The sequence below is a fragment of the Streptomyces sp. NBC_01317 genome (assembly GCF_035961655.1).
In the GTDB taxonomy this organism is placed as follows: domain Bacteria; phylum Actinomycetota; class Actinomycetes; order Streptomycetales; family Streptomycetaceae; genus Streptomyces.
This window is the reverse complement of the sequence record NZ_CP108393.1, coordinates 549,978-573,352: the sequence shown is the minus strand read 5'-3', so window position 1 is coordinate 573,352 and position 23,375 is coordinate 549,978. Positions and strand designations below refer to the sequence as shown.

General features: G+C 71.2%; 23 protein-coding genes. 10 read left to right on the top strand and 13 right to left on the bottom strand.

Annotated elements, in window-relative coordinates:
- The first annotated feature begins 465 nt into the window (after positions 1–465).
- The 3 genes from OG349_RS02430 to OG349_RS02420 all read left to right on the top strand — a co-directional run bounded on the left by OG349_RS02430 (position 466) and on the right by OG349_RS02420 (position 3,489).
- On the top strand, positions 466–885 hold the full coding sequence (locus tag OG349_RS02430) for a hypothetical protein (protein WP_327232982.1): 420 nt from the start codon (positions 466–468) through the stop codon (positions 883–885).
- Positions 885–2,681: a CHAT domain-containing protein gene (locus tag OG349_RS02425; protein WP_327232981.1), complete on the top strand. Its 1,797-nt coding sequence runs from the start codon at positions 885–887 to the stop codon at positions 2,679–2,681. The genes OG349_RS02430 and OG349_RS02425 overlap by 1 nt, the downstream gene beginning before the upstream one ends.
- A gap of 433 nt (positions 2,682–3,114) precedes the next feature.
- Positions 3,115–3,489: an amidohydrolase family protein gene (locus OG349_RS02420; RefSeq protein WP_327232980.1), complete on the top strand. Its 375-nt coding sequence runs from the start codon at positions 3,115–3,117 to the stop codon at positions 3,487–3,489.
- 81 nt (positions 3,490–3,570) lie between these two features.
- Here OG349_RS02420 and OG349_RS02415 read toward each other — a convergent pair whose 3' ends face one another.
- Positions 3,571–4,167: a TetR/AcrR family transcriptional regulator gene (locus OG349_RS02415; protein ID WP_442806358.1), complete on the bottom strand. Its 597-nt coding sequence runs from the start codon at positions 4,165–4,167 to the stop codon at positions 3,571–3,573.
- Positions 4,168–4,329: 162 nt separating this feature from the next.
- On the opposite strand from OG349_RS02415, the gene OG349_RS02410 reads away from it, so the two are divergent.
- Positions 4,330–6,030: an FAD-dependent monooxygenase gene (locus tag OG349_RS02410; RefSeq protein ID WP_327232978.1), complete on the top strand. Its 1,701-nt coding sequence runs from the start codon at positions 4,330–4,332 to the stop codon at positions 6,028–6,030.
- Here the strand turns inward: OG349_RS02410 and OG349_RS02405 are convergent.
- The 10 genes from OG349_RS02405 to OG349_RS02360 all read right to left on the bottom strand — a co-directional run bounded on the left by OG349_RS02405 (position 5,934) and on the right by OG349_RS02360 (position 15,571).
- Positions 5,934–6,485, bottom strand: coding sequence for a phosphatase PAP2 family protein (locus tag OG349_RS02405; RefSeq protein ID WP_327232977.1), 552 nt, complete (start codon positions 6,483–6,485; stop codon positions 5,934–5,936). The two genes, OG349_RS02410 and OG349_RS02405, sit on opposite strands and share 97 nt — an antisense overlap.
- A 57-nt stretch (positions 6,486–6,542) precedes the next feature.
- Positions 6,543–6,908 carry an ATP-binding protein gene (locus OG349_RS02400; protein ID WP_327232976.1) on the bottom strand — a complete coding sequence of 122 codons (366 nt, stop codon included), beginning with the start codon at positions 6,906–6,908 and terminating at the stop codon, positions 6,543–6,545.
- Positions 6,909–7,128: 220 nt separating this feature from the next.
- On the bottom strand, positions 7,129–7,533 hold the full coding sequence (locus tag OG349_RS02395; RefSeq protein WP_327232975.1) for a response regulator: 405 nt from the start codon (positions 7,531–7,533) through the stop codon (positions 7,129–7,131).
- On the bottom strand, positions 7,530–8,720 hold the full coding sequence (locus OG349_RS02390) for a PAS domain-containing sensor histidine kinase (protein ID WP_327232974.1): 1,191 nt from the start codon (positions 8,718–8,720) through the stop codon (positions 7,530–7,532). The genes OG349_RS02395 and OG349_RS02390 overlap by 4 nt, the downstream gene beginning before the upstream one ends.
- On the bottom strand, positions 8,717–9,367 hold the full coding sequence (locus OG349_RS02385; RefSeq protein ID WP_327232973.1) for a response regulator transcription factor: 651 nt from the start codon (positions 9,365–9,367) through the stop codon (positions 8,717–8,719). The genes OG349_RS02390 and OG349_RS02385 overlap by 4 nt, the downstream gene beginning before the upstream one ends.
- Before the next feature lie 71 nt (positions 9,368–9,438).
- Complete coding sequence (locus tag OG349_RS02380; RefSeq protein WP_327232972.1) at positions 9,439–9,801, bottom strand: STAS domain-containing protein; 363 nt, start codon at positions 9,799–9,801, stop codon at positions 9,439–9,441.
- 146 nt (positions 9,802–9,947) lie between these two features.
- Positions 9,948–12,200 carry a transketolase gene (gene tkt / locus OG349_RS02375; protein WP_327232971.1) on the bottom strand — a complete coding sequence of 751 codons (2,253 nt, stop codon included), beginning with the start codon at positions 12,198–12,200 and terminating at the stop codon, positions 9,948–9,950.
- Between the two features lie 188 nt (positions 12,201–12,388).
- Entirely contained in the window at positions 12,389–13,882 is a 1,494-nt protein-coding gene (locus OG349_RS02370) for a serine/threonine-protein kinase (protein ID WP_327232970.1), read from the bottom strand.
- 165 nt (positions 13,883–14,047) lie between these two features.
- Positions 14,048–14,476, bottom strand: a complete 429-nt coding sequence (locus OG349_RS02365; RefSeq protein ID WP_327232969.1) for an ATP-binding protein — start codon at positions 14,474–14,476, stop codon at positions 14,048–14,050.
- Between the two features lie 114 nt (positions 14,477–14,590).
- A complete protein-coding gene (locus tag OG349_RS02360; RefSeq protein WP_327232968.1) occupies positions 14,591–15,571 on the bottom strand; it encodes a quinone oxidoreductase family protein in 981 nt (326 codons plus the stop codon).
- 98 nt (positions 15,572–15,669) lie between these two features.
- Between OG349_RS02360 and OG349_RS02355 the strand changes: the two genes are divergently transcribed.
- The 3 genes from OG349_RS02355 (at position 15,670) to OG349_RS02345 (ending at position 18,628) form a co-directional block, all read left to right on the top strand.
- Positions 15,670–16,359 (top strand): TetR family transcriptional regulator, encoded by a 690-nt coding sequence (locus tag OG349_RS02355; RefSeq protein ID WP_327232967.1) that lies wholly within the window; start codon positions 15,670–15,672, stop codon positions 16,357–16,359.
- A 67-nt stretch (positions 16,360–16,426) separates the two neighbouring features.
- Positions 16,427–17,260, top strand: coding sequence for an NAD(P)H-binding protein (locus OG349_RS02350; protein WP_327232966.1), 834 nt, complete (start codon positions 16,427–16,429; stop codon positions 17,258–17,260).
- A gap of 210 nt (positions 17,261–17,470) precedes the next feature.
- Positions 17,471–18,628, top strand: coding sequence for a lactonase family protein (locus tag OG349_RS02345; protein WP_327232965.1), 1,158 nt, complete (start codon positions 17,471–17,473; stop codon positions 18,626–18,628).
- A 15-nt stretch (positions 18,629–18,643) separates the two neighbouring features.
- Here OG349_RS02345 and OG349_RS02340 read toward each other — a convergent pair whose 3' ends face one another.
- A complete protein-coding gene (locus tag OG349_RS02340; RefSeq protein ID WP_327232964.1) occupies positions 18,644–20,302 on the bottom strand; it encodes a sensor histidine kinase in 1,659 nt (552 codons plus the stop codon).
- Between the two features lie 129 nt (positions 20,303–20,431).
- Here OG349_RS02340 and OG349_RS02335 point away from each other — a divergent pair, with 129 nt between their 5' ends.
- Positions 20,432–21,259 carry a response regulator gene (locus OG349_RS02335; protein WP_327232963.1) on the top strand — a complete coding sequence of 276 codons (828 nt, stop codon included), beginning with the start codon at positions 20,432–20,434 and terminating at the stop codon, positions 21,257–21,259.
- A gap of 46 nt (positions 21,260–21,305) precedes the next feature.
- Here the strand turns inward: OG349_RS02335 and OG349_RS02330 are convergent, their stop codons facing one another.
- Positions 21,306–21,770 carry a hypothetical protein gene (locus OG349_RS02330; RefSeq protein WP_327232962.1) on the bottom strand — a complete coding sequence of 155 codons (465 nt, stop codon included), beginning with the start codon at positions 21,768–21,770 and terminating at the stop codon, positions 21,306–21,308.
- Positions 21,771–21,875: 105 nt separating this feature from the next.
- On the opposite strand from OG349_RS02330, the gene OG349_RS02325 reads away from it, so the two are divergent.
- Entirely contained in the window at positions 21,876–22,574 is a 699-nt protein-coding gene (locus OG349_RS02325; RefSeq protein ID WP_327232961.1) for a hypothetical protein, read from the top strand.
- A 15-nt stretch (positions 22,575–22,589) separates the two neighbouring features.
- Entirely contained in the window at positions 22,590–23,330 is a 741-nt protein-coding gene (locus OG349_RS02320; RefSeq protein ID WP_327232960.1) for a DUF1775 domain-containing protein, read from the top strand.
- The last annotated feature ends 45 nt before the right edge of the window (positions 23,331–23,375 follow it).

Sequence of the window (23,375 nt, the reverse complement as noted above, 5' to 3'; positions counted from 1 at the left end):
GACGGGGGTGGGGCCTGGGCCCCGGCACCACCGTCGTGTGCGCCGGCTCAGGCGGGGTGTGCTGCTACCCCGGCGCCGTGTCTGCCGCCCTCGCCACCCGACGGCTCGAACACCGGGTCCGCCAGTGGGGCGTTGCCGACCGCAGGCTCGCCTGTGCCCAGCGCAACGTACACGTCCCGTTTCCAGATCACCGTCCCCCCGGCAGCCACCCTGGAACAGCCACGCGGCACGGAGGGCCGGCCCATGAAGGCCCTGTACAAGCTCCTGGCCCAGCAACACCGTATCGGCCGCTTCCGACGCTCCTACGGCCCGGACCCGGCCCGGACCCCTGGGACGCCCGCGACCCCGTCAACCTCGTGCTGTCCTCGGCCAGCACCTGCCCGTACGGGGTCATCCACTCCGCCCCCAGGAGGAGGAGCTGTCATTCCCACAGACGGGGCGCGAAATGGGGCTACGCTCGGCGGCATGGGAAACCACATGTTTGTGCATGTACCCGGTGATTTCTGGGAGTTGCTCGACAGAGCGGACTTCGACGAGGTGGAAGTCGGATCCCGCTCGGGCGACCAGTGGGCATCGGTAGCGCAAGCCGCAGTGTCCGTCGGGAACCAGGGGCTGGCCGTCACGGCCAACGTGGTGGGCGTCTATCTCGCCCGTGACCGGATCAAGGAATTCGTTCAGGGAGCCGCCGTCTGGTTCGGGTTCCGCGCTCCCGTCCAAGGGCCTCCGCCGCCACTCGTGTTCACGATCACCGGTGAGGGCGGAGCCGAGACCCGTATCGAGATCCGTTCCGCGCCGGGACCCGACGGAAGGCCCGTTCTTGATACGGCCGCCCTCACCGGCGCCGTCGTATCCGCGATGAACGCCCCGTCCCCTAGGGCCGAGTGATGGGACTGTCCACGTCGTCCCAGGAGGCCGAGTTCAACCGGATCCAACAGGCCATCAACGCCTTGCAGGAACGGGGACGGCGCGACGGCTCCGCCGCAGTGGCGGTCGACATCTGGCAGCTCATGCGGCACTGCATGGACAAGATGGTCCAAGGTGATCCCGCGTTCGCCCGGCTCGTCTTCCGGACGACTCGCATCTCTTTCGGCGTGCACGCCGAACTGGGCCAGTGGTTCTTCGCGTCCGTCTCCAGCCTGTTGTTCGTCAGCGCGGTGGCCGTCATCGAGGCCCAGAGCACGAAGAACGGCGTGGCGTTCCCCGAGGAGGCACTGCCTGACATCCAGATGATGGCGGACATGTCCGTGGATGTGGCCCACCGATCCGGCGTTCCGCTCGTCGGCTACATGGTCGCGGAGGGCCTGACCGGACTCCAGATGAGTGACCGCACCATGGCACGCGAGCTGTCCACCTTTCTCGGTGGAGAGGACGCCGTACGACGTGTGCGCAGGCTTCGTCGCACGGTGCAGGCCGCTGTGGACCGGAAGCTGGAATCGCCCACCGGGGCGCACACCGTCGAGGCCTTGCGTGTCCACGCCGACCTGATGATGGTCCAGGAACTGGACCTGACCCTGGCGGAGTTGTCGAGCGGAGACGCGCTCTACTCGACTGCTCGTACCGTGTCCGCCGTGCTCGCCGCGGACAAGACAGCGCGTTCGGTCCTCTACCTCGCCCCCGGCGTCCAGGGTGGTACGGCGATACGGCTGGAAGCGCCGGACAGCGGGCGGGAGTTGTGCGAGAGCATCGCCCTGCCCGGCCTGGGACTCAAAGAGGTCCAGGCCCAACTCGACACGTTACGCCAGGCTTTGGCATCGGAGCCGCCGCTGGTCAAGGCCCGTGACCGGGCGGTCCGCGCAGCGCAGGCCGCCGTCACGGACGCGGTGTGGAAACCCGTACTCGACGCCTGGCCGGACCTCATGGGGGGCCGCGTCGCCCTCATACCACTGGGGCAGAGCGCCCTCCTGCCGCTGTACACCGCGCCGGTGGACGGCATGCCCGTATGCGGGCTCCTCGACCTCACCGTCGTCCCCTCCGGCAACGCCCTCATGTTCGCGGCGGCATGGCCCCGGCCCTCACGCATCGAGCCCCTGATCGTGGCCGACCCCTGGTATCACGACGGGGCAGGCGGCAAACCGATCCCCTTCACCGTGCCCGAGGCCCGCAGGATCGCCGCCGTGCACGGCGTGACACCCACGATCCTCCGGGGCCAGAACTCGCCCGCCGCCGAGTCCCAAGGATCCGAGCGTCTGCGCGGTCTCGGCCGGTCTTCCAGCGGCGTCGCCCGCCCCACAGGTCCGGCGCCGCAGGGCCTGGCTCAACAGATGACGTCCGCGAACCTCATCCATCTCGCGGGCCATGGTTCCCTCGACGCCCACCGTCCGCTGGAGTCCACCATTCTCCTGGGCCAACCCCTGCCTCTGTCCTCGCTCCTCGGACACGACTTGCAACGCGGAACCACCGTCGTCCTGTCCGCCTGCCACTTGGCCGGCATCGGCATCCGGCTCCCCGGCGAGCAACTCGGCTTTCCCGCCGCGCTGCTGGCGATGGGGGCAAGCTCCGTGATCGCCGCGCTCTGGGCCGTACCGGACTCCGAACAGACCATCGAGCTGATGTCCACCTTGCATGAGGAACTCCGCCGGGGAGTCCTCCCCTCCGCCGCACTCGGCAAAGCGGTGACCAACGCGGCGGCTGCCGGCGCCCGTCCCACGGCCTGGGGTTCCTTCACCCACTTCGGCGCGTGATGGTCCGGCTCCCGCGCCCGCCGAGACCGGGCAGGACGGAAATGGCCGTCACCTCCTGCCCCGCTCCCGGCCGACCGTCGGGCCGGACACCGGCAAACTCAGGACTGGCGCGCAACACACCACGCCCGAAGTCCTGACGCCGCGAGCGGCCTGACCCCCGCCCGCGCGCGGGAAGACCTGGCCCGACTTCGGGCACACCATCTACCCCGCCGGAACACCCCCCCCGCTCGCGCGGGAAGACCAAAGACGTCCCCGTCCCCACGCGCTCGGGCCTCGGAACACCCCCGCTCGCGCGGGAAGACCCATCCAGAAAGCCATCCCGGAGGGCACCGCCTGGCTCGACGCCCCGGACCAGGCCGAAACGGTACCCGCCGACGCCCTGGCCGCGATCCGCGCCCAGATCGAGTCGATACCCGCCGGCACACTGCGGGAGATGAAGGAGGCCTACGCCATCCTGGAGGCCGGCCTGCGCACCTACGTCGAAAGCGGCGTACGGATCGTCCTCTCCGCCGACTCCGGGCTGTTCGTCCAGTTCTTCGGCATCGCCGAACACCGCGAACTCCAAGCCATGGTCCAGGCCGGAATGCCCGCCCAACAGGCCATCCAGGCCGCCACCCGCACACCCGCCCAGATCCTCGGACTGCCCGACCGGGGCACCCTGGAACCAGGGAAACGCGCCGACCTCCTCGTACTCGACGCCGACCCCCTCGACAACATCGCCAACACCCGCAAGATCGCGGCCGTCTACCTCGCCGGGAAGCCCGTGGACAGGACGGCGCTGCGCACGGCCTGGACGGCCGGCACCTAGTCCGTGACAGCCAAACGCGCCAACCAGCTCCCGCCCGACGCTGGAACGGGGAGCCGTCTCGGTAGAGGTACGACCCTGCGGTCAGGCGCCGTCGCGGAGTTGGGCGAGGCCCTCGATGAGCAGGCCGAGTCCGAAGGAGAACTCCTCCTCCAGCGGCACCGGGAGGAAAGCGGCCACCCTCGTCGTGGCCGGGTACAGGGACGGGTCCGCCGGGTGGACGGGCGTGGGTGCTCGCTTGTCGGGGGGCTCGTCGCCGGGCCGTCCCTGTTCTCCGAGCTGCATCGCGAAGCCCAGGACGTAGCGGGCCAGTGTCGCGTACGCCTGTGCGGCGATTCTCGGCGAGAAACCGTTGTCCAGCAGGAGGGCGACGCAGCGCTCGCGGACCGCCCTCGCGTGCGGGCCGGCAGGGGATTCCTCCATCAGCAGGGGCGCCACCCCGCGATGGCGGCGCAGGACCGCGAACACGTTCTCCATCATGGTGCGGCAGGCCTCGCGCCACTCGGTCGCGGCGGGCCCCGGCTCGATGTCGATCATGCCGAACAGCCGGTCGGTCACCTGGGCGACGACCTCCGCCCGATTGTCGAAATGCCGGTACAGCGTCGCCGTACCGGAGCCCAGGCGCTTCGCGAGCGTGCGCATCGACAGGGCCTCGGCGCCCTCCTCGTCGACGATCCGCATCGCCGCGGCGACGATCCGGTCCGGCGGGACCGGGGGGCGGCCCGGAGAGCGCCGCGCGGGGGGCTCGCTCCGTCGCGGTTGCTCAGGTGGTGTCTGCACCCGGGAAGTATGCCTGCGACTTGACACCATGCACATAGTGGCAACAGTGTAGCCATTATGAATGTGAACGACGACCCTGCCGTCGACGTCCTGATCGTCGGAGCCGGCCCGACCGGCACCGCTCTGGCGATCGATCTCGCACGCCGTGGCCACTCCCTCCGCGTCATCGACAAGTCACCGCACGCCTTCGACGGTTCGCGGGCCAAGGGAATTCAGCCGCGTTCCCTCGAAGTACTCGAAGATCTCGGGGCACTTGACGACATCCTGGCGGGCGGCAGCGGCTTTCCGCTGCTGGGTGTTCATCTGGGGCCGGTGACCGTGCCCTGGCGCATGGTGCGCAACGCGCGGGCCGGCGTGGACGTTCCGTACCCGAGCACCTGGCTGATCCCCCAGTTCCGTACCGACCGCGCGCTGCGCGCGCGCCTGGAAAGCCTGGGCCGCCGCGTGGAGTTCGGGACGGAGCTGGTCGAGTTGGTGCAGGGCCCCGGCGCGGTGACGGCCGATGTGGCGGGGCCCGACGGGATCGAGCGGATCGTCGCCCGCTATGTCGTGGGTGCCGACGGCGGTTCCAGCCGGGTCCGCAAGCAATTGGCCGTCGAATTCGCCGGGGCGACGGGCGAGCAGGACCGGATGCTCCTCGTGGACGCCGCCACCTCAGGTTTGTCCCGTGACCGGTGGCACGTCTGGCCCGGGGCCGGCGGCAGATTTGTGGGTGCCTGCCCCCTCCCGTACAGCGACCTGTTCCAGTGGATGATCCGGCCGGCGCAGGACGAGGAACCCCCGGGCACCGAGGCGCGGATCAATGAGCGCGTCCGCTCGCACACCGGGAACCGGCGCATCGCGCTCACCGGCATCCGGTGGACCTCGGTCTTCCGGCCCAACATCCGCCTGGCGGAGAGCTACCGGCGGGGACGCGTCTTCCTCGCCGGAGACGCCGCTCACGTACACACCCCGGCCGGCGCCCAAGGGCTGAACACCGGCCTCCAGGACGCGTACAACCTCGGCTGGAAGCTGTCACAGGTCCTGGCGGGGGCCGACGACGCGCTGTTGGACAGTTACGAGGCCGAGCGGCTGCCCCTCGCGGAGAGTGTGCTGAACCTGTCGACCAAGAAGTACGAGGGCATCGCCAAGCTCGACCCTTCGAGCATCCGCCGGGGCAAGGACGAGCAGCAGCTCGCCCTGACCTACCACGGCGGCCCGCTCGCCGCCCGCGCCCACAGCGACGCGACGAAGAAGCTGCGGGTGGGAGACCGCGCTCCGGACTCCCGTCTGGCGGGTCGTGACGGACGTCCGGTCAGACTCTTCGACCTCTACCAAGGCCCGCACTTCACCGCGCCGGCGTACGGCAGCCGTGCCGGCGAGGCCCTCGACCGCCTCGAATGGCCCGAAGTCGGGGCCCCGTTGACTCGTATCGTCTTCGGTAAAGATGCCGGGCACGCCAAAGACGCCGAGCACGCCCACCACCGCCTGACCGACCCGCGCCGGACGACCCGGCGCGTCTATGGACTGACCGAGGACACCCTGCTCGTCATCCGTCCCGACGGATACATCGGCCACAATCGCTCACGTCTCCGCAGGGGACTTCCTGTCCGGCACCCGAAGGGCCGTCCTGACCATGACGCCCGCCGTATGAGGGAAGAGCAAGGTCACCTGAGCGAAGAGGAAGGTCACCGCCACCGCTCCGTGGCCTGCTGTTTGGCGGTGAGGACCAGGGCCGTCGCCGCCAGGCCGATCACGGTTCCGGCGGCGATGTCCGTCGGATAGTGGGCTCCGCTGTGGACCCGCCCCACCGCCACCGCGAGCGCCGGAGGCGCGCAGACGGCTCCGGCACGCGGCCATACCACGGTGACGGTCGCCGCGAAGGCGATGGCCGCCGCGGTGTGACCCGAGGGGAAGGAGGAACTGGTCGGCCGTTCCTCCACCTCCGCGTTCGGGATCCATTCCTTGGGCGGGCGGCGCCGCTCGACCAGCTGCTTGCCGACCGTGTTGGACAGCGCCTCCGCCAGGCCCATCGCGGCCAGCCCCGCCCCTGCCGCGTTACGGCCCCGCTGCCCGCCCGCCGTCGCCATGACCGCCGCCGCCGCCCACCACAGCGCGGTGTGTTCGGCCGCGTTCTGCGCCGCCGGCAGGACCGTCCGTATCCACGGGTGGTCCCATGCCGCGATCCGCCGGGTCAGCCGGTGGTCGTGCCGCCGCAGCACGGCGAGGATCCTGCTCATGTCCGTGTCCCTCCCCGCGATGAGGTGCCTGTCTGGATCGGTCGCCGCCTTCGCGGGTCAGTGAGGTCCGTCCGTCAGGGCGAGACGGACCTTGATCCTCTTGCCGACGGGTTCGCGCCGGACGTCGAATCCCTCACACAGGGCCAGCACTATTTCGATGCCGTGCTGTCCGATACGCCCCGGCTCGGCCGCCCGCGCGATCGGCAGAGCGGATTCGCTGTCCCATACGGTGATCTCCACGGCGTCGGAAAGGAGCTGGAGGTCCAGCAGGCACGGGCCGGGCGCGTACTTGCGGGCGTTGGTGACCAGTTCGCTCACCACCAGCTGGGTGTCACCGAGCAGCCGCGACGACACCGGGACGCCGTACTCGCCCTGGATCCCGGTCAGGAACTCGCGGGTGAAGCGGCGCGCCTCCGCGATCATTCCCGGCTCCCCGTCGAAGGCGGCACCGCGCCGGGACGCCCGCGTCACAGCTCTGTGGCCGTCTGCGGTGTCGTGAAGCCCTTGAACCCCGTCAACCCCGTGCATGTGATCTCCCCCTGGGCCGGCCGGTCCGTACCGGCGCGTCGCTGTGATCTCCTGGCCCTTTACCCCCATTCGGCCGTGCCAGTCGGCCGCGCGGTCCTCCGGTCCCGGACGGCCTTCAACGAGCGTTGTCGGAGACCCCTCTCGCGCGACGCAGCGCGCCGAGGAACTCACGGTTGGTGACACCTTTGAGGACGTACGCGGCGACTCCGGCGCGCATCATTCCTTCGACCGAGCTCTTGTCGCCGTACGCGGAGAACGCCACGACACGGCTGTCCGGCGAGCACCGCGCGATCTCCCGGGCGACGTTCGGACCGCCGCCGGGGAAGCGGACATCCAGGACGACGACGTCCGGTTCATGACGCAGGGCGAGTTGAATCGCCTGCTCCGCGTCCGACGCCGTGCCCACGACGCGCAGATCGGGCTGGGCGTCCACGACTTCGCACAGGATGTCCAGCAACATGTCGTTGTCGTCGCAGAGGAGCACGCTCAGCGGACCGCCGGCCGGGCGAACCGCTGTCACTGCGGCCCGTCCGCGGGGTCAGCGCGGTGCGTCAGGTCAGCGGGGTCCGCGGGGTCATCAGGGCCGTCAGGCTCCAGCGACTCCGCAGGGGCCGCCGATTCCGCCGCCGCGTCAGCGGCCGGCGGGCTCGGCACCCAGAACTCCACCGTCGTCCCGACCCCCGGTTCGCTGCCCATCGACCACCACCCCCCGGCCGTCTCCGCCCTCTCCCGCATCTCGATGATCCCGAAATGATCGCGACCGGCGTTCCCCGCCATGGGCTTCCCGTTGCCGTCGTCGGCGACGCTGGTCAGGATGCCCCCGCCGGACGACTCGACCCGGACGGCGATGGTCTTCGCGTGCGCGTGCTTGTACACGTTCAGCAGCGCCTCCTGGGCGATACGGAAGATGGTGACGGCCGTCTCGGGCCCGGGTTCCCGGTCGAGCCGGTGCTCGAACGAGGGCGTCATCTTCCAGGAGTCCGTCACTTCGGCCAGGTGGTTGGAGAGCGCTTCGACCAGCCCGCTGCGGTCGATCCCCGGCGGATGCAGACGGAAGGTCAGGTTACGGAGCCGGCTGATGGCGCCCCGTACCGACCGGTCGAGACGTTCCAGCTCCGGGACGTACGCCTCCGGTATCCGCTCCGTCAGCAACTGGAGCCGCATGCCCACGGCGACCATGGCCTGGACGGAGTCGTCGTGCACGTCCCAGGCGATGCGGCGGCGTTCCGTCTCCTGGGCCTGGACGAGGTGGTCGAACAACCGCCGCCGTTCGCTGAGCGCGTTCTGCGCGGCCCGCCGTTCCGACATGTCGCGGGTCACTTTGCCGAAACCGGCCAGCCTGCCCTTGTCGTCCCACAACGCGGTGATGACCACGTTCGCCCAGAACCGGGAGCCGTCCTTACGGATGCGCCAGCCCTCGTCCTCGAGTCTGCCGTCGGCGACGGCGGTCTCCAGCTCCCACTGCGGCTTGCCCGCCACCTTGTCCTCGGTCGGGTAGAAGACCGAGAAGTGGTTCCCCACGATCTCCGCGGCGGAGTATCCCTTGATCCGTTCCGCCCCCGCGTTCCAGCTGATCACATAGCCCTGGGGATCGAGCATGAAGATGCCATAGTCGAGCACCCCTTGTACGAGCAGCGTGAACGCCGCGTCCGCCAGCGGAGCCGCCTGCTTCCGGGGCAGTTCCTGCGGCGGGGGGAACGGGGTCACGTGAGGAGCCCTTCGCGGCGCGCGATCGTGACGGCCTCCAGCTGGGACCGCGCCCCCAGCTTCTCCAGAACGCGCTGGACGTGATTGCGTCCCGTGTTGAGAGCGACCCCCAGCCGGGTGCTGATGTCCGAGGTCGTGCACCCCTCGCCCAGCAGGTCGAGGGTCTCCCGCTCGCGCGGGGTCAGGGTGGCGCCGAGCACGGGCGTCCTGCCGCTCAACCGCTCCAGTACGGTGCCCAGCAGCTCCTGGCTGAACACCACCTCGCCGGACGCCACGCGCCGTACCGCGTCCTCCAGCTCGCCCAGGCCGCTGCTCTTCAGCATCAGACCGGCCCCGCCCGCCGCCGCCACCCGCGCTGCCACCGACGCGCTGCCCTCGCCCGTCAGGACGAGGACCCGTACGCCCGGAACGAGCGCCTCCAGACCGGCGATGGCGGAGATGCCGTCGCCGTCCGGCAGCCGCCGGTCCAGCAGGACGACATCCGGTTGGTGCCTCTCGGCATCGGCCAGCGCCGCCGCCAGCGACGCCGAACGCCCCACGATCTCCAGACCGGGGGAGCGCTCCAGGGCCAGCCCTATCGCCTCGGCCACCATGTCGTGGTCCTCCACCAACAGGACACGGACCGGTCGGCCGGACGCTGCGAGCATGGGCGTGTCCTTGCTGGTGGAGGTTCGTACGATCGGGGCAGTGGGGGCCGCGCCCCGGCGCCCGGCGGTTCTCATTCGCTGCGGGCCAGGACCGAGTCCGCCCGCACGCGCCCCTCGGCCAGGATGTCGCCGGCCCCGACCAGGGAGATCAGGCGCGCCAACTGCGCGCCGATGCCCGCCACGACCAGATCCGCGCCGGCCAGCAGGACACACAGCCGCGTTTCCAGCAGGACGCTGAGCCCGGAGCAGTCGCAGAAACCGACCCCGCTCAGATCGAGGCGCAGACTCGTCGGCCGCTCCGCCATGCAGGCCGCCACCGCTTCCCGTACCTGAGGAGCGGTGGTGTGATCGAGCTCGCCGGCGAGAGTGACCCGCGCGTCGCCCGCTCGCGTGGCGGCATGCGAAGCCACGAAGGCCGTCACCTGTCGCATCATGACCTCTGCTTAGTGCGTGGACACCAGTTGTCGACTAGTGAATCTGCACTAGATGGGGAAGTCAACCACATGCCGACTCCCGCCCTGAGCCAATGCCCGGCGGCTCAGGGCGGGAGAGGGTACCGATCGCGGCGCGGGCGTCCGGATCAGGACGCCAGGTCGCCGGTGCTTCCCCCGGACGGCGCGGCGGTCCGCTGATGTCCACCGGGGTACGGCGGGGCCGCCGCGTCCCGGATGCTGGCGTGCGCGGCGGCGGCGACCGCCTCGGGGGTGATGCCGAACTCGCTGTACAGGCGCTCGTAGTCGGCCGACGCCCCGTAGTGCTCCAGGCTGACGATATGACCGGCGTCGCCGACCACCTCGCGCCAGCCCTGCCCCACCGCGGCCTCGACACTCACGCGGGCCCGGACGGCCGGCGGCAGCACCTCGTCCTGGTACGCGACGGGCTGGGCGTCGAACCACTCCCGGCACGGCATGGACACGACCCGTACGGACAGCCCTTCCCGGTGCAGTCGAGTGCGCGCGTCCAGAGCGATCTGCACCTCGGATCCGGTCGCGACCAGGATGACGTCGGGTACGTCCCCTGACCCGTCCGCCAGGACATAGCCGCCGCGGGCCGCGCCCTCGGCCGGGGCGTACGGGCCGCTCTCCCCGACCGCCGGCGCGTCGCCGTCCGACGCCCTGTCGACGACGGGGAGGTTCTGGCGGGTCAGGACGAGCCCGGCGGGCCGGTCCGAGTGCTCCAGGATCGTCCGCCAGCACACGGTGGTCTCGTTGGCGTCCCCGGGCCGTACGACGTCCAGACCGGGGATGGCCCGCAGCGCGGCCAGATGCTCGACCGGCTGGTGGGTGGGACCGTCCTCGCCGAGTCCGATGGAGTCATGGGTCCACACGTAGGTGGCGGGCAGCTGCATCAGCGCCGCGAGCCGGACCGCCGGCCGCATGTAGTCACTGAACGTCAGGAACGTACCGCCGTACGGCCTGGTCAGGCTCTGGAGCGCGATGCCGTTGAGGATCGAGCCCATGGCGTGCTCGCGGATGCCGAAGTGCAGCGTCCGCCCGTAGGGGCCGCCGGGGAACTCCTCGGTCTGCCGCTCGGAGGGCACGAACGACGGCTCCCCCTCCATCGTGGTGTTGTTGCTGCCCGCCAGGTCGGCCGAACCGCCCCACAGTTCGGGCAGCACCGGTGCGAGCGCGGTGAGGATCTCCCCGGACGCCTTGCGGGTGGCCATGCCCTTGGCGTCGGCGGGGAACTCGGGCAGCGCCCGCTTCCAGCCGTCGGGCAGCCGCTGGGCCCGGAGCCGGTCCAGCAGCGCGGCGCGCTCCGGGTTGGCCTCGCGCCACGCGTCGTAGCCGGACTGCCAGGCGGCGTGCTCCTCCCGGCCCCGCTCGCCGGCCGCCCGGGTCCTGGCCAGTACGTCGTCCTCGACGGCGAACGTACGGTCGGGGTCGAAGCCGAGGAGGGACTTGGTCGCCGCGACCTCCTCGTCGCCGAGCGCGGAGCCGTGCGCCTTGCCGGTGTTGCGCTTGGTGGGCGCGGGCCAGCCGATGATCGTACGCAGCAGGATGAACGAGGGCCGGGAGGTCTCCGCCTTGGCGGCCTTCACGGCGGCCAGCAGCGCGTCGACGTCCTCGACGTAGTCACCCGTACGGGTCCAGTCCACCGTTTGTACGTGCCAGCCGTAGGCCTCGTAGCGCGCGGCCGTGTCCTCGCTGAAGGAGATGTCGGTGTCGTCCTCGATGGAGATGTGGTTCGAGTCGTAGACGACGACCAGGTTGCCCAGCTCCTGGTGGCCGGCGAGGGACGCGGCCTCGGAGGTGACGCCCTCCATCATGTCGCCGTCGGACGCGATCACGTAGACGTGATGGTCGAACGGGCTGCTGCCGGGGGCCGCGTCCGGGTCCAGCAGACCCCGTTCCCGCCGGGCCGCCATGGCCATCCCGACCGCGCTCGCGAAGCCCTGGCCCAGGGGGCCCGTGGTGATCTCGACACCCCGGGTGTGCCGGTACTCCGGGTGGCCGGGCGTCGCGGATCCCCACGTCCGCAGCCGGCGCAGATCCTCCAGTTCGAGCCCGTAACCGGCCAGGTACAGCTGGATGTAGAGGGTCAGGCTCGAATGCCCGCACGACAGGACGAAGCGGTCCCGGCCCAGCCACTGGTCGTCGGCCGGGTCGTGCCGCATCACGTTCTGGAACAGCAGGTACGCGAGGGGCGCCAGGCTCATCGCGGTGCCGGGGTGGCCGTTGCCGACCTTCTGGACCGCGTCGGCCGCCAGCACCCGTACGGTGTCCACGGCCCGCACGTCCACGGTGTCCCACCCCGCCCGCTCGGCCACGGGCAGGGCCAGTTCAGGGGCGCGGCCCGCCGGGCCGTGGGACTGGGATCGCTCATTCGCCATGCCGTGCTCTCCTTGAATGCAGCTCCGTGCGAAATGGACACCGGGGCTTCGGCCCAGTTCCTTGATGCGGTTGCACCCCGGCGCCGCGCGCATGCCGGGGAACCACTCCTGCTCCTCTTCCTCGCCATGATGGCGGACATTTCCTTCTGTAACGGTCATTTTGACGATGAATCGCTTGTCAACCGTGTCTATGGCTGTGCGGTGTCCGGTGTGGTCCCGGGATCCGGCCGGTCGCTCGCGGTGGCTGTCGCCGTGGGCGGCGCCGTGGCGCTGGGCGGGGGAGTGCCGGACGGGGTGGGCCCCGGCGACGACGGACGCGCGGTGGCGGGAGGGGGGTCCGACGGGCGGACGGTCGCGTTCCCGGCCGTCTTCTGTGCCGTCTTCTCCTCGCGCGGGGTCTTCTCCGCCGGTACGGAGGGGGCGGCCGACCGGTCGGGTGCCGCGCCGCCGGGCGCTCCGGCCGGTGCCTTCGCCGGCGAGGAGACCGCCGCGTCGTCCCTGGCCGGGCCCGTCGCGGGCCGGGCCTTCGGCGACTCGCCGGCAGCGCCCGTGTCCTCGGCCGCGGATGTACGGGGCGTGGATACGGGACCCTCGTGCCGGCCGCCGGACGACGACGTGGCGGCCACGCCCACCACGATCGCGGAGAGCGCGGTGACGGCCGCGCCGAGGAGCACCGAACGGCGGGGCTGTCCCGCGTGGCCGGGTCGCCGGCGCCGGTCGGGCCGTGTCCGCGCGTCCCCGCCGGGCGCTCCGGGCACCCCAGGCGCCTCGGAGGTCCCTGCCGGCACTCCGGGCATGCCGGAGAGAAGAGTGGTGTGAGGGGGCGGGACGTCCTGGGGGAGAGCCAGCGGCGTCCGTACGGTCCGCCGCCCGACCGGTATCCAGTCCTCCGGCGCCGAGAGGAAGCTGATGGCCTCCTCGGCGGTGGGCCGCCGCGCGGGGTCCTTCGTCAGCAGCCTCAGGACAAATTCGTCCAGCTCGCCCGGCAGTTCGGGACCACGGTGGCTCGGCGGGTCGGGGATCGCCTCGACGTGCCGGTAGACCATGACCGCCGGGGTGTCCGCGCGGAAGGGCGGACGGGCGGTGAGCAACTCGTACAGCACACATCCCAGTCCGTACATGTCCGCCGCCGGCCCGGCGGGACGCCCCAGGGCACGCTCCGGTGCCAGATAGGCGCTGGTGCCGATGACCTGGCCGTTCATCGTCAGCTCCGTGGTGGAGTGATCGGCGAAGCGGGCTATGCCGAAGTCGCCGATCTTGACGGTGCCGTCGGGCGCCAGCAGCAGATTCGCCGGTTTGACGTCCCGGTGGACCACTCCTTCGTGGTGCGCGGCGGCCAGACCGGCGGCGACCTGGCTCCCGATCCGGGCCGCCGTCGTGGGAGGAGTCGGCCCGTTGACGCGCAACTCCTCCGCCAGGCTGTGCCCCTCGACCAGTTCCATCACCAGGTATCCCCGGTCGGCCTCGGTGCCGCTGTCGTACACCGTCACCACGTTGGGATGGCTCAGCCGCGCCGCGGTCCGCCCCTCCAGCTCGAAGCGGGCGAGCGCGGCGGCGTCGGCGTCCCGCTGTCTGAGCAGCTTGACCGCCACGGGGCGGCCCAGCACCTCGTCCCGCGCTCGCCAGACCTCGCCCATCCCGCCGCGGCCGAGCTGATCGCTCGTCCGGTACCGCCCGGCCACCAACACAGGGAATGCCTCTTCTCGCTTCTCCGACACCTCGTGCTCGGCCGCCTGGTCCGGCGGCTTTGTTCCGTGGGCCCCTTGTCGGGGTCAGCGGGCCCTTCGCCGGGGGCGGTTCAGCCGGCCCGCGACGGCCGTGTCAGCTCTCGCGGCCACGTTGCACGGTCATGCCTCATGCCGTACGGGCCGGTCAGGGGGGTAGAAACAGGCGATGACGGTCTTCCCGTCGGGCCGGGTCCGCGTCTCGTAGCTGTCGGCCAGGGCGTGCACGATGGCGAGGCCGCGTCCCGAGGGCTCGGAATCACCGGCCTTGCGGACCACGGGCTGCCCGGCCCCGGAATCGTGCACGCTGACGTGCAGACAGTGGCTGTCCCAGGTCAGGATCAGTTGTGCGGTGCTCCGGGCGTGGATGTGGGCGTTGGTGATCAGCTCCGAGACGGTGAGCAGCACCGAGTCCACGGTGTCCGGTGCCTCGGTGGCCCATCCGAGCGCCTCCAGGTGTTTCCGTGCCCAGTTGCGCCCGGCCCGTACTCCGCCCGACACGGGAAAGGACTGGGCCCACCCCACCGCTCTCAACGACATGTCGTCCGGCATGTGCGACCTCCCTTCGTCGTCGGGCATCGACTACCCCGCGAGACGAAGGTCACCGCTCTCCGCGCAACCGGAATCCCGGGCGTGGGCCGGATCGCCGGTGAGCGGAGCGGTCGCTCACGGTGTCAGGACGATGCGGCCGTCGACCGACCGGCTCTCCATCCGCTCGTGCGCGGTCGCGGCGTCGGCCAGCGGGAGGACGTCCACCTCGGTGTGGGCCAGGCCGTCCGCGACCGCCCTCAGCGCGGCCTCGGCCGCGGGCCGCAGCTCCTCCGGATGCGTCGGAATGTACGTGCCCGCCGAGAATCCGGACACGGTGAGACCCCCCAGCCAGAGCCGGTTGCTGTCGAGGAGATGGCCCCAGTCGCCGCTCGCGTTGCCGACCAGCAGGAGGCGGCCGGACGGCGCCAGCAGATCGAGGCTCCGGGCACGGACCGCACCGCCCACGGGGTCGATGACGACGTCGAAGAGCCGGCCGTCGAGAGCCTCGGGCAGCTCGGCGGAGTCGACGATCGTGTCGTACGGCAGCCTGGTCGTGGCGGCCACCCCGAGCTTGCTCGTACGGACCGAACCGACCACCCGTGAGGCGCCGAGCTGTCGTGCGACCCCGGGGAAAGCGGAGGCGAAACCGCCCAGGGCGCCGTGGACGAGGACGCTCTCCCCCGGGGCCAGGCGGGCGACGCCGGTCAGCGCGAGGTGGGCCATCGCCGCGTTGGGGACGGCTGCGACGGCGAGGGCGGGATCGATGTCGTACCCCTCGGTGGACACGACAAAAGCCTGGTCGCTGACGAGCACCGACGCATAACCTCCCGTGCCGGTGGCGGAGAGGGTCACCACCTTCTCGCCCACCGCGAGTCCGGTCACCGCGTCGCCGAGCGCACGGACGGTGCCCGCGACCTCCAGGCCGGGGACGAACGGCGGCCGGGGCAGGCCCTCCTGGTCCTTGAACAGCCCCTGGCGGAAGAAGGCGTCGATGAGCCCGACGGCCGCGTGGGTGACGTCGATCGCCACCTGCCCGGGACCCGGCCGAGGATCGGGCAGCTCGACGGTTTCCAGCACCGCGGGGTCGCCGAATCGTGTGACGTGAACGGCTTTCATGGTTGTCCCTCTTCCGCCATAACGCTCTTGGTGATGCGTTAAGTCGAACGTAACACAGGGCCCGGATTAGCGCACCCGGCGAGCGTTATAGTTCCCGTATGCACCGCAGAGCCCGATCGACCGAGGACAAGACACGCCGCTCCGAAGACCTGCTCGCGGCGGCCGAGGCGCTCGCCCTGGAGCTGGGCGGCGTCCGGCACCTCACGCTGGCGCCGGTCACCGAACGCGCGGGCCTGCACCGCACAGGGGTGCGGCGCTACTACGCCAGCAAGGAGGAGCTGCTCCTCGAACTGGCCGAGCGCGGGTGGGGCCGGTGGCGCGACGCGATCAAGGACGCGGTCGGCGACCGGACCGACCTGGGGCCCCCGCAGATCGCGACGGTGCTCACCGAGACCCTCGCGTCGCTGCCGGTCTTCTGCGACCTGCTGACCCACGTCCCGTTGTCGCTCGAAGGCGACGTCGACATCGAACGGGCCCGCCGCTACAAGACCAACTCCTTCGCGGCGTACGACGAGATCGCGAGCGCGCTGGATCGCGCGGGCAGCATGACCCTCCAGCAGATCGATGGCCTGCTGGCCACGGCACTCACCCTGGCGGCCGGCTTCTGGCAGGTGTCCCACCCGACTCCGACCCTCGCGGCCCTGTACGAACAGGAACCACGCTGGGCCCACGTCGCCCTCGACTTCACCCCGAAGCTCCGCCACCTGCTCGAAGCGACGGCGACCGGCCTCGCCCGTACGCCGGAGCCGGCGGAGCGGGCGGTAGAGGGGCCGGGGTCCTCTTCTTGACCTGAAGTCCGGTTGGGTTTCTAGCGTGTCCGTCGGTCGATTGTCCGACGACGGGAGAAACACGCAGATGATCCTCGTGACCGGAGCCACCGGAAACATAGGCAGCGCGCTGCTGAAGGAACTGCGCGCACGCGGTGCCGGGCCCCTGAGAGGCCTCACCCGTGACGCCGTGCGGGCCACGTTCCCCGAAGGGGTCGAGGCCATGGCGGGCGACCTCGCCGAGCCGGCGTCGTTGAAGTCCGCGCTGGGCGGGGCGCGTTCGCTGTTTCTGCTGTCGGGCGCGGGCCCGGAGGCCGGCATCCTCGCAGCCGCCCGGCACGCGGGTGTGGAGCACGTCGTCCTGGTGTCGTCGATCACCGTCGAGACCCACCCGCACCTCGGCCCCGCCCGCGAGAACCTGGCCGTGGAGCGGCTGCTCAAGGAAAGCGGCATGGCCTGGACGGTCCTGCGTCCGACACAGTTCGCCTCGAACGCCTTGATGTGGGCGGATGCCATCCGTGCGTACGAGACGGTCCGCGCGCCGTACGCGGACGTCGCGCTGCCCACCGTCCACCCCGCGGACATCGCCTCGGTGGCACGGGTGGCGCTGACCGAGCCCGGCCACCGGGAGCGTGCGTACGCCTTGACCGGTCCGGAGCCGGTGAGCGCCCGGCAGCAGGTCGAGTCCATCGCGGCAGCGCTGGGGCGGGAGGTCCCCTTCGTGGAGATCAGCCGTGAGCAGGCCTACGCCCGGACGGTCGCCGTTTTCGGGGCCGAGGCCGCTGACGCGGTGCTCGACGTCACGGGCGGTGACGTCAACGACGTGCTGCTGACGGTGCGTAACACGGTTTCCCGTGTCACAGGAACCCCGGCCCGGCCGTTCCGGCAGTGGGCCGCCGAGAACGTCACGGCCTTCCGGTGAGCCGTCGACGCGCCGGCCGGCCGGGACCGCCGGCGTGCGACCGTTCGCCGCTGTCTGATCATCCTATTGAGGTACCCGGGGGGCGGGGTGCCTCGATCCCGGCCGCCCCCGCCTGAGGATGACGGCGGAACGACGCTCTCTGCCGGCCGCGTGCGTGCCTTTCCGCAGGGGTGAGGAGCCGCCCGGCCGGCCGGACTCAGGAGAAGGCAGATGCCGACCACCACCCGCAGATTCGCCAGGACCCTCAAGGCCGCCGTGACCGTGGTCCTCTCGACCGCCGCGTTCGCCGTGCCCGCGACCGCGACGCCCGCCCTGTCCGCTCCGTCCGCCCCTGACCACGGGAGGGCGGTGTTCGTCCAGAACGACCGTGTCGCGGGAAACCAGGTGATCGCGTACCGCCGCCACGACGACGGGTCGCTGCACGGGCGTACGGTCTACGGTACGGGCGGGAAGGGCGGTGTCCTGGCGGGCTCCGTCGTCGACCACCTCGCCTCGCAGGGCTCGCTGACGTACGACCCCGGCCACAAGCTGCTGTACGCGGTCAACGCCGGCAGCAATACGGTCACCGTGTTCTCCGTCCAGGGCGACCGGCTCCACCGTGAGCAGGTCATCACCTCCGGCGGGGTGTTCCCGGTCAGCGTCGCCGCGCACCAGGACCGGGTGTACGTACTCAACGGGCGCGAGGGCGGCTCGATCCAGGGCTACCGGCTGGCGGACGGACGGCTGCACCCGGTCGCGGCCTGGCACCGGGAGCTGGATCTGGACACCGCCACCGCACCCGAGTTCACCCACACCCCGGGCCAGGTGGCGTTCACCCCTGACGGATCGCGGCTGGTCGTCACCACCAAGCTGGGCGGCAACAGCATCGAGGTCTTCCCCCTCGATCCGTCGGGCGCCCCGTCCGCCGAGCCCGTCGTGAACAGCAAGGAAGGCTCCCAGCCGTTCGGGCTGACCTTCGACGCCCACCACCGTCTCGTCGTCGCCGACGGGGCGGAGAACAGCGTGCTGACCTTCCGTCTGCGGGAGGACGGCGACGCCGTCCTCGTCGACGACACCCCGACCGGCCAGCAGGCGAGCTGCTGGGTCGTCCGCGCCGGTGACCATTTCTACGTCTCCAACGCGGGCAGCGACACCGTCTCGCGCTTCCGCCGGACCCGCCACGCCGGCCTCGAACCCCTGGGGAACACCCCCACCGACGCCGGCACGGTCGACGCGTCCGTCACCCCCGACGGCCGCTACCTCTACGTACAGACCGGCGGCGCGGGCGTCGTGGACGCCTTCCGTATCGGCCGGGACGGCGCGCTCACCAAGATCGGCAGCACCGAGGTGCCCGACGGAGTCGGCGGCGAAGGCATCGTCGCGCTCTGATACGCCCCCGGGGTGTCAGCCGACGGGACCGAGCTGCCCGGACGGAGCTGCCTGGTCGACCGCCGCCCCGCCGCCCCGGGCCGGCGGCGGCAGGACGCCCTGGCCCTGGGCGGGGCGGGGCGCTCCCGCGTCCATGGTGTCCGCGAGGGTGAACACGATCCGCGTGCCGGGGCTGTGCGTGTGGTCGATGCCGATGCTCCCGCCGTGGTACTCCACGATCTTGCGGCACAAGGCCAGGCCGATGCCGTTCCCGGAGTACTGCTCGCGCGTGTGGAGACGCTGGAACACCACAAAGACGCGCTCGGCGAACTCGGGCGCGATGCCGATGCCGTTGTCCGTGATGGCGAACTCCCATCCCGCGTCCACCCGCCGGGCCCCGAGGTGGATGACCGGCGGACGGTCGGCCGACCGGAACTTGACGGCGTTGCCGATCAGGTTCTGGAGGAGCATCCCGAGCTGGGTCTTCTCCCCTTGCAGGACCGGCAGGGGGTCGTGCGTGACCACCGAGCCCGATTCCTCGATGGCCAGACCGAGAGAATCGACGGTCCGGTCGAAGAGTTCGTCCAGGTCGACGTCCACGTGCTCGGTCAGCAGGCGGCCGATGCGGGAGAAGCCCAGCAGATCGCTGATGAGCCCCTGCATCCGGTTGGCCCCGTCCACCGCGAACGCGATGTACTGCCGCCCCCGGTCGTCCAGGTTCTCCGCGTAGCGGCGCTCCAGGAGCTGGCAGAAACTCGCCACCTTCCGTAGGGGTTCCTGGAGGTCGTGCGAGGCGACGTACGCGAACTGCTCCAGTTCGGAGTTGGAACGCCGCAGCTCCTCGGCCTGCGTCGCGAGACTGGCCTGCGCGGTCTCGCTGAAGGACAGCTCCGCGGCGAGCCTGGTCCGCATGGATTCGACATCCGCCGCCAGCAGCCGCAGGTCCGCCGGGCCCGATCCCGCCACCGAGTGGGCGAAGTCCCCGCCCGCCACCTTCCGCACGTCGAGCGAGAGCCGGTCGAGGTGAGAGGTGACCCCCCGGCGCAGTCCGACGAAGACCAGACCCGCGAGCGCCAGGATGACCAGGGCCATCGCCGTGAAGGTCCAGTTGCGGAACGTCCTCGCGCCCTGGAGATCGGCGCGTGCCTCGGCCCGCGCCACCTGGAGATGGTTCTGCTGTGCCGACATCGCCGTACGCAGGGAATCGAAGAGCCGTCGTCCCTCCTCGGCGCGTTCCCGGGCCAGCGGTACGGGGGCGGAGGACTCGGCGACCGGCCTCGCGATCCGCGCCTGCCACTGCCGGGCCCGGCCGTCCACCTCGGCGAGATCGCGCGCGGCGACCTTGTCCTCGCCGGTGAGGAGGCGGAGCTGCCGTACGGATGATTTCTGACGTGCCAGACCGTCCCGGTACGGAGCAAGGAAGTCGGCCTGTCCGGTGATTCCGTACCCCCGTATCCCGGTCTCCTGGTTGATCAGGGCGCTTTCCAGCTGTACGGAGGCGATCAGAGCCGGACTGGAACGGTCGACCAGCCGGTTGTTGATGGCGGTGGAGCGCGCGAAGACCCAGGCACCGCAGAGCGAGAGCCCGAGCAGCACCACCAGGGCCAGCGAGGTGCCGGTGACCAGCCAGCGCCGTGTGGTCCATCCCGACACCGCACGGCCCACGGTGGCGTGGCCCTTGCCCGTAATCTTCATGTCCACGCTTTCCTCACAGTCACCCCCGGCGGCTGACGACGGCGCGGTCAGCGTACCGTTGCCTGACAACAACTGTTGTCGAGGGCGGCGCCTGGTTAAGGTTCTCCCATGGTCCCCCACGTTGCCCCCGTGTCCGACGACCATGTGTTGACCAGCCTCGCCGAAGAGGCGGTCATGGCGTTGGCACACCAGCTGGCGACACAGGCCCGGGGGACCCCGGAAGGACGGGCCCCGCAAGGAGAGGGAGACAGCGACCTGACGCCGACGGCGACCCATGAACCCGGCCACGACGCGTCGACGGAGCTGGACCGGCTGCGCGCCCTCTCGTATCTGAGCCGGGCCGTGGAGCGGTGCGCGCGCGAACAGGCAGCCGTGGCGGCGCAGGCCGGTGCGAACTATCCGCAGCTCGGCGACGCGTGGGGCATCACCCGGCAGGGCGCCCGCCGACGCTGGCCCGGACTCCTCTTCACCGCCCAGCCCCCCTCACGCCCCCTTCCCTCCACCCAGCACAGGAGCTCAGCCGTGAACCCTTTCTCGATCGACCGCCCCTACAGCGTGCTCCTCGTCGAGGACGACCTCGCCGACGCGCTGCTCATCGAGGAGGCCCTTGTCGCGCGCGGCATGGCTCGTACGATCGCTCAGGTCACCGACGGCATCGCGGCCCTGGAGCACCTGCGCGACCCGGACAAGGAGCGGCCCGACCTGATCGTCCTCGACCTGAACATGCCGCGGATGAACGGCAGGGAACTCCTCGCGGTCCTCAAGGACGACCCGGCCCTGGGCGCCATCCCGGTGGTGGTCCTCACCACGTCCGCCGCGCCCGACGACATCGAGGGCGCGTACCGCCAGCACGCCAACGCGTACGTCGCCAAGCCGGTCAACCTGGACGAGTTCATCACCGCGGTCCAGGGCATCGACTCCTTCTTCCTGGACACGGCGACCCTGCCGCGCTCGTAGATTGCGGTCCCGGCGCGCCCGTCGCGCCTGAAGCAGCGCAGAGGGCTCAGGGGGCGGGGCTCGGGGACGTGACGAGTGGGGCGTTCATGTCGCGCAGCTTCTGGAGGTTTCCGCCGACCTTGGTACGGAGCTGTGCGAGCAGCTCCGGTTTGCCGCCGATGGCCCAGCGGGGTCCGACGAGGTAGGTGCCGCCGTACATGGCGGCCGCCTCCAGCCATGTTTGCTTGAACTTCTCGGCGGGGAAGGTCGTCACGGTCCAGCTGCCCCGCGCTGTGACGCAGACGCCTTCCCGGAGTTCGTCCGCGTCGGTACGGATAGCGGCCTCGCAGCCGGTCAGCGCCGCGATCTTCTCGATGTTCGCGGGGGCGGCCGGCACCTTGCTCGTCCGCGGCGCGCTGGGCCGTGCGCCCTTCTCGTCGGCCGAGCAGGCGGTGGTCATGGCCAGCGAGGTGAGAGCGAGTACGGCCAGGAGCAGGGTGCTGCGGGCGGTATGCGGACGGTGGGCGGTCACCGGGCGTCCCTTCACAAGAGCGGCGGAGTCGTGGCGCGTAAAGGGATACGGATGCCGCCGGGCGCGTGTTCAGCGGCTCGGGCGGCCGTGGATGATGAGCGCGTCATGAACTCGCCGAGTGGACCTGCGTCCGGTCGGCCGCCACGGCTCGGGCCGGACGGCCGATGGGTCAGAGCTGCCGTATTCACGCTGATCAGCGCCGTGCTGGCCGCCGTCGGGCACCATCTGGCGTCGGAGGAACCGGTCCCCTGGTCGCGGCTGGCCACCGTCGCGCTCGTGATGGGGACGGTGTCCGCCGCCGGGACGGGCAGGGCCCGTTCGTGGGGGACCGTGACCATGGCCACATGCGGGGCGCAGTTCGTTCTGCATACGGCGCTGTCCGCGTCCGCCGCGTCCGCCGCGTCGGCCCACGATCACACGCGGGCGCATCCGGGCGCGAGCATGGGCTACGAGGCGCACTACGGACCGATGGTGATGACGCTGGCGCACGGCACGGCGGCTGTCGCCGTGGCGCTGCTGATGTATCGCGCGGACAGGGCGTTGAGCGGGCTGCCCCGTACGGTCGGGCGCTGGGCGAGGACGGGGTTCGCGCTCGTCGCGGCGGCGTTGGGGCGATGGCTCGTTCCCGTGCGGGTGACGGCGTCCGTACGCCGGCATCCCCGGGATGCCGCGGTGCGGCCGGCCACGGAGACGATGCTGTCGCACGTGGTCGAGCGGAGGGGCCCTCCACCGGGCCGGGCAGGAGACGCACTTCCCCTGACCCTGGCGGGCCGCCCGTACGCGGGACGAGTCCGCCCGTACTGAGAGATGCCGATCTTCGTGAACACATCATCCACCGGTCGTGTCCTGCGCCGGTACGCGGTGGCGGTCGCCGCTGCCGCCGTCGTCGTGGCGGCCGGGGCGGGCCCCGCCGCCGCGCATGCCGAGGTCACCGCTTCCGACGCGCGGGCCCTGGCCGAGAACGTCACGCTGAGCTTCACCTCCGAGGCCGAGAGCGGCGACGCCGGAATCAAGAAGCTGAGGGTTGTCCTGCCGGAGGGCATCGCGCCGGACGCGGTGGCACTCAAGGACGCCCCCAAGGGGTGGAAGCTGACCGCCACCGCCGACGGGTACACCGTCGGCGGCGCCGCACTCGGGGTCGGCACGGACGCGGAACACAGCGTGACGGTGCGTCAGTTGCCGGACGCCAAGTCGCTGGCGTTCAAGACCGTCGAGACATACGGGAACGGCGAGATCTCCCGCTGGATCGAGGTGCCGAGCGGCGGCAAGAAGGTGGAGAACCCGGCGCCCGTACTGGAGTTGAAGGCCGCGGCACCCGGAGCCACCCCCCTTGCCCCGAGCCCGAGCCCCAGTCCGACGCCGGAACCGAGCGTCACTTCTTCCTCCCCGGCCCCGGCTCAGTCCACTCCCGCAGCCGCGTCGACCGAACCCGCCGAGGCGGCCGTCTCGGACGACTCCGACAGCAACACCACGGTGATCATCGCGATCGTCGCGGTGGTGGTCGTCCTGGTCGCCGGCGCGGGAGTGTGGTGGTCACGACGCGGCCGTAACCAGGCCTAGAAGCACGGGTGTTGGTACGCGACGGGCTGTCGCGTACCAACACCC